General features: G+C 29.0%; 7 protein-coding genes. 5 read left to right on the top strand and 2 right to left on the bottom strand.

Annotated elements, in window-relative coordinates; all coding sequences use genetic code 11:
* Nucleotides 1-137 precede the first annotated feature (137 nt).
* Both HGPT_RS07400 and HGPT_RS07395 read right to left on the bottom strand, forming a co-directional pair.
* Nucleotides 138-1,205: an NAD(P)-dependent oxidoreductase gene (locus HGPT_RS07400; protein ID WP_019139197.1), complete on the bottom strand. Its 1,068-nt coding sequence runs from the start codon at nucleotides 1,203-1,205 to the stop codon at nucleotides 138-140.
* Between the two features lie 8 nt (nucleotides 1,206-1,213).
* A complete protein-coding gene (locus HGPT_RS07395) occupies nucleotides 1,214-2,569 on the bottom strand; it encodes a sodium/glutamate symporter (protein WP_019139196.1) in 1,356 nt (451 codons plus the stop codon).
* 358 nt (nucleotides 2,570-2,927) lie between these two features.
* On the opposite strand from HGPT_RS07395, the gene HGPT_RS10190 reads away from it, so the two are divergent.
* From HGPT_RS10190 to HGPT_RS09295, 5 genes are all read left to right on the top strand, one after another.
* Nucleotides 2,928-3,050, top strand: coding sequence for a helix-turn-helix domain-containing protein (locus HGPT_RS10190; protein ID WP_342626075.1), 123 nt, complete (start codon nucleotides 2,928-2,930; stop codon nucleotides 3,048-3,050).
* Nucleotides 3,051-3,567: 517 nt separating this feature from the next.
* Complete coding sequence (locus HGPT_RS10185; protein WP_019139195.1) at nucleotides 3,568-3,909, top strand: IS30 family transposase; 342 nt, start codon at nucleotides 3,568-3,570, stop codon at nucleotides 3,907-3,909.
* A 42-nt stretch (nucleotides 3,910-3,951) separates the two neighbouring features.
* Nucleotides 3,952-4,821: a transposase gene (locus HGPT_RS09305; RefSeq protein WP_019139194.1), complete on the top strand. Its 870-nt coding sequence runs from the start codon at nucleotides 3,952-3,954 to the stop codon at nucleotides 4,819-4,821.
* A gap of 66 nt (nucleotides 4,822-4,887) precedes the next feature.
* Nucleotides 4,888-5,124, top strand: a complete 237-nt coding sequence (locus tag HGPT_RS09300) for a transposase (protein ID WP_218914860.1) — start codon at nucleotides 4,888-4,890, stop codon at nucleotides 5,122-5,124.
* Complete coding sequence (locus HGPT_RS09295; RefSeq protein WP_218914861.1) at nucleotides 5,097-5,501, top strand: transposase; 405 nt, start codon at nucleotides 5,097-5,099, stop codon at nucleotides 5,499-5,501. Before HGPT_RS09300 ends, HGPT_RS09295 begins: the two co-directional genes overlap by 28 nt.
* Nucleotides 5,502-5,553 lie beyond the last annotated feature (52 nt).

Genomic DNA, 5,553 nt, shown 5'->3' with positions numbered 1-5,553 from the left:
GTTATTTTAGTTTTGATAGTTTAATTAGTGTCTGAGTGTTGATTTTTAAATGAAAAGAGAGACTCGAATTAACGAGTCTCCCCAATATTTGACATAGAGCAATAATAAAGAGCTAAATAATAGATATGCTTTTATACTCAATAGTAAGGTAGCTGCTCTTTGAAACCTTTTTTATCATTTTGATACCAATATTTCAAATGCTCTATGGCCTCATGAGCTTTAGATTTGGCAGCTAAGTCCGAATTAAATCCTTGATGAGCTTGTACATAAAAATTTTCTTTCAATGAAATTGAATCGTTAATAATTTCCTTGGCAGCTAAAACATCAATATCATTAGATTTTTTTTGATTCCTTAAAACCTCTGTTAATTCGGATTCATGACTAAAAACATCCAAACCTAAACCAAGAATTTTATTTTCTTTATATAATTTTAAAAGAACACTTTCAGGAGCAATTTCTCCTCTTGTAACGTTTATAAAAATAAAATTCTTTTTATTTTTTCTCAAATAATCTTCATTAAAGTAGTTTACATTATAAAGCTTAGAATCTTTTAGTTTTGTTAAGTTCATAACATTTACTACTATGTCCGAGTTGATGATTGCATCATCTTTACTTATGAATTCAAAATCTTTGTATTTTTCCATTTTCTTTAGTTCTTCACTTCTAATATCTACAGCTCGAACGTTAAACCCTACATTCTCAAAATACCTATATACTTTATATCCAATTTTACCTACTCCATATACCGTTACAACCCTATTTGGGCTGATTTCCATAAAAGAATTAGTTTTATTTCTTTCAAAAGACTCAGTATTTTTAATGTATTCGTTTAATAAACCACAAGTGCACAATCCAAATTTCAATGCGGTTTGTGCCACAGCATTAACACAATACTCTCGTAGTGATGCAATATTTATATTATTTTGATATTCTTCAAAATGATCATATCCTGCACTTCTTGTAATAACATTTTTTTTGTTTTTATTATATATATATTTATTAGGTAAAATTGAATGTGTTTTTGTAGTTATTATTTCAGGAAGTTCAATGTCATTTTCTGATAAATATTCTTGAACCGTCAAAGGAGTTATCAACGATTTAAAACTTTTTGGTAAAATGTCTTCTTTAATCAAATTGTTTGTTTCTATTTCTAAATATTCAGCTTCTTTTCCTAAAGCTTCAAAATGAATAATATCGTAGTTCATATGTCACCTCACTTGTGTTGATTCCCTTGCATTTTCCCTGGAGTCCACCATTTAAAAGCAATAGCAATAATTGTGAGAACAATAAAGCCAGCCCACATAGCGAGAGTTGTATACATTGGATACTTCCCTCCAAAACTTATAAAAAGTGGTGGTAAAACTTGTAATGCAATAGCTATTGGACGATTTAATAAATCTGTAAGGCCCGTATCTTCCAATCCTCTTGATTTTTGGTCTGGATCAACAACTCGGTTTAATAAAACACCAGTAGCAACAACACCATTCGATCTTCCAAAGTTTAATATACCTCTTTCGAACCAATTTTTAGATGAAGCGTATTTACTAACACATAAAAACCATAAAACATTTAATATAAAACCAAATATAAAAGTAACTGCAAGTGGAGCTAAATTAGATTTAATTACCCCAAGATTTAACGAAGAAACAGCAGAAACAACTAATAAATCTGTTGATGATCCACTAATTCTCTGCATAGTTGGTCTATCTACATATTCTTGAGTACCTGTAGCTTTTATAAAAGCTTGAACAACATATCCAGCAGCAAGTGCAAGTACGAAAACAGGAATTGAAAGCCAATCAACTTTACTTTTTATAAACTCAGATGCAACTCTTCCTAAATAAGCAGTGAACAACGCAATGGATAAGTGAAAGATTAAAGAATCTAGAGACATATTAGAAATCGTTAACTTCCCTGAAGATTTTTGTTTATCTTTGGGGATAATTCCTCGTCTTATTTCATCAGGAAGTTCTTTTGGAGAATCAACAAAATTTGTGTATTTTTTTCTAGTTCCCCAATTAATTAAAATCATCCCAACAATAATACCACCAACAAGCCCAACTGTTGCAGAAGTATTTCCTAAATCTAAAAATTCTGGATATCCCATATCTTTATACATTGCCCCTAAAGCAGCTGCAGTACCATGACCACCATAATATCCAGTAGCAAGTAATAAACCAAAGGAATCATGAAGATCCCAGATTTTATTTAAAATACCCAAAGATAAAGCCATACCAGCTGCATATTGAAGGATTAAGATACCTGTATTTTGGTAAAAGAATCCACCTATTCCTTTTAAATCTTCCTTTGTAAAGGAGTCATCTCCTATAGGAGTGCAAGCAAACACTATTGCAATAAGTATACCAGAATACTTTGATAACTGATCAGAAAAAGGTAGGATATTAAATCCACTTGGTCCTAATGCAAGTCCTATAAATCCACCTATTAAAGATGCTGGCATAAGTAAGCTTTGAAACAACTTCACTTTAGCTCTTAAAAACTGACCTAACAACATTAAAAAACCAAGTAATGCTGCATCTTGTAATAAATCCCATAATGTAAATTCCATAAATTCACCTCATAAATGGAATTATCCGGATAATTGTATTTTTTCTCTTTAATCAAATAAAGAATAGAATTCTATATAAGCATTATAGAATGATATAATGAAATTTGTCAAGTGTAAAACTAAAACTAAATAAGTATGAGTTGTATACATAAAATTAAAAAATCAAAAATATCGTTATTACTAACATAACATACGTTTTTTGTTAATCAATATCTGTATACCAACTTACTAAAATAAACAAAGTCACAACTCTGTTTGTTTTAGAACTCTATTATTTGAATTCAATTTCTCAAGTACTATTTTTTCCAGCTAACGCTAAATGTGGTGACCAAACAAAACATATTAAAAGGAGCGATCAATTAGGAGCTATAACAATCTTACCATAGAAGAGAGATCTTTTATTTATCAATTTTTAAATTTAGGAATGAGTATAAGGAAAATTGCACAAACACTTAAAAGTTCACCTAGTACAATATCTTGAGAAATTAAAAGAAATTCATCTAAAATAAAAGCTAGTAGAGGAAGTTATACTAAGTACTTCCCAATAAAGTCAAATGACAAATATATTGATAGAAGGAAAGCTGCCATAGAAAAAGTAAATTTTTTAAAGATGTTATTGATTATTTAACTACAAAGATTAACAAACATTGGTCACCTGAACAAATATCAAATAGAAGCACAGATGTGATTCATCAAGTACCATCTACATCAACCATATATATGCTCATACACGAAAAAAATCTGACCAAAAAACTAGTATGGAAAATTTGAGAAGAAAATAGAAATTTAAAAAACCAATAGAAAAACTCAATGATAAATGGAAAACTATTAAGAAAAGACCTAAAGAAATATACAAAAGGCAAGAGCTAGGTCACTGGGAAGCATATACAGTAGAATAAGGCAGATTAGATCACAAAAGGAAAATTGGATATTGTTTCGTAATTTTAGCAGAAAGAAAATCTAGATATTATATAGCAATCTTAGTTTAAAATATAAAGTTGAAAAATGTAACACCAACAATAATCAGTGCATTAAAAGATTTTCCAAAAGAATTAGTAAAAACAATAACTTTTGATAGAGGTAAAGAATTTTCAAAATTTGAGAAAATAGAAAAGGAATTAGGATGTAAAACTTATTTTTGTGATCCTTACTGTGTATGGCAAAAAGGCACAAATGAAAATAGTAATGGATTTTTAAGGAAGTTTTATCCTAAAGGGATAGATTTATCAGAAGTAAATACTGATGAATTAAATTATAACTTAAGTTTAATGAATAATAGACTAAGAAAATGTATAAAATATAAAACACCTAAAGAAGAACTTTTTGGTTTCTTACCATAGGTGTTGCATTTGATTTGATAATTTGTCTGATACAATGTATTTATGAAAACCTTTAAAAATACATCATCATTAACTAACTATACACTAGTTAATGATACAATTCAACTAAGATTAAATTTTAATACAGAAATATATATTCAAAATTATGTTAAACTAAGGGTTGTAAAAAATATCATTGAAAGGATGAATCTATCAAAACTAAAAAAAGTCTATTCATCATTTGGAAGAAAAGCTACAGTAAATCCAGTAAACATGCTAGAAATAATAATATACTGCTATTCAGAAGGAATATTTTCATCAAGAGAAATAGAAAAATCATTCAAGTATGATTTAAGAAAAAGATACCTCATGGATGGAAGTAAAGCACCAAATCACTCTACCATTAACAGATTTAGACAAAAAATACTAGAACTAACACCAGATATACTAAATCAAATGGTCCAAATACTGATAGAAGAAAATCAGATAGACCTATCAAGCATCTATATAGATGGAACAAAGATAGAAGCTTATGCCAACAGATATAGTTTTGTATGGCGAGGAAGTATAGAAAAGTGGCAAGAAAAATTAATAGAAAGAATAAAAGAAGAATTAGGATTAAGTAAAAGTCTAATTCCAGACCAAGTACTTCAAGCAGTAACAACAATCTTTAATCAATTGAGAAAATATTGCAAAGAGAAAAAAATAAATTTGTTTACGGTAAAGGAAAAAGAAAAACAAAAGAACTATGAACTTTTAGAAGATTGGAAAGAAAAACTAGAAAGCTACAGGAAACATCTAGAAATAATGGGAGACTACAGAAACTCCTACTCAAAAACAGACCATGATGCAACCTTTATGAGAATGAAAGAAGGCCATATGAAAAACAGTCAACTAAAACCAGCCTACAACATTCAGCTTGCAAGTGCATAAGGCTTCATCATAGGAGAAAACATATCCCACCATCCATCAGATATGTACACACTAAAACCATTCTTAATGAAATTACTAGAAAACTACCAAGGTAAACTAGAAAAAATAGTAGTAGATGCAGGATACGAAAGTGAAGAAAACTATGTATATATCGCAGAAAACAAATTAACACCCTACATAAAACCATCAAACTATGAAAAGTCAAAAACACGAAAATATAAAAAAGAGCAAGAATTTAGAGAAAGCTTAAAATACGATAAAAAAAAGACTAATACATATCACAAGATGGCAAAGAATTCATAAGATGTAATGACAGATACAGTAAAAGAAAAAGTGGATACATAACAAAAACAAAAATCTATAGATGTTTCGACTGGAACAAAGAAGGACAAAAAACCAAAGGAATCTACATATCAGAAACATTTCAAAAATATAGAGAAGAATCCTTAAAAAACATAAAATCCGACCAAGGAATAGAAGAAAGATTAAATAGATCAATTCAAGCCGAAGGAGCTTTTTCCAAAATAAAGTCAGGCTTATACTACAACAGATTCCACCACAGAGGAAAAGAAAACATAATAAGTGAAATATGTCTCTTATCAATAGGGCTAAACATAAATAAACTGGCATCAAAAATAAAAAATAAGAACCTAGAAATCATTAAATACAAAGCTGCTTAAAAAAATATTCATTATAGCTAGCTTTATTAAGTGCACCCATTTTTTATGCTGC

Origin of the sequence: Peptoniphilus timonensis JC401, from assembly GCF_000312025.1 — a bacterium.
Classification (GTDB): Bacteria; Bacillota; Clostridia; order Tissierellales; family Peptoniphilaceae; genus Peptoniphilus_A; species Peptoniphilus_A timonensis.
This window is presented reverse-complemented; position numbering and strand designations above follow the sequence as displayed.

Bases quoted from the DNA above. Each gene is read 5' to 3' on its own strand.
- HGPT_RS09300 (WP_218914860.1), top strand. From the start codon at position 4,888: ATGAAATTACTAGAAAACTACCAAGGTAAACTAGAAAAAATAGTAGTA.
- HGPT_RS09305 (WP_019139194.1), top strand. From the start codon at position 3,952: ATGAAAACCTTTAAAAATACATCATCATTAACTAACTATACACTAGTT.
- HGPT_RS07395 (WP_019139196.1), bottom strand. From the start codon at position 2,569: ATGGAATTTACATTATGGGATTTATTACAAGATGCAGCATTACTTGGT.
- HGPT_RS07400 (WP_019139197.1), bottom strand. From the start codon at position 1,205: ATGAACTACGATATTATTCATTTTGAAGCTTTAGGAAAAGAAGCTGAA.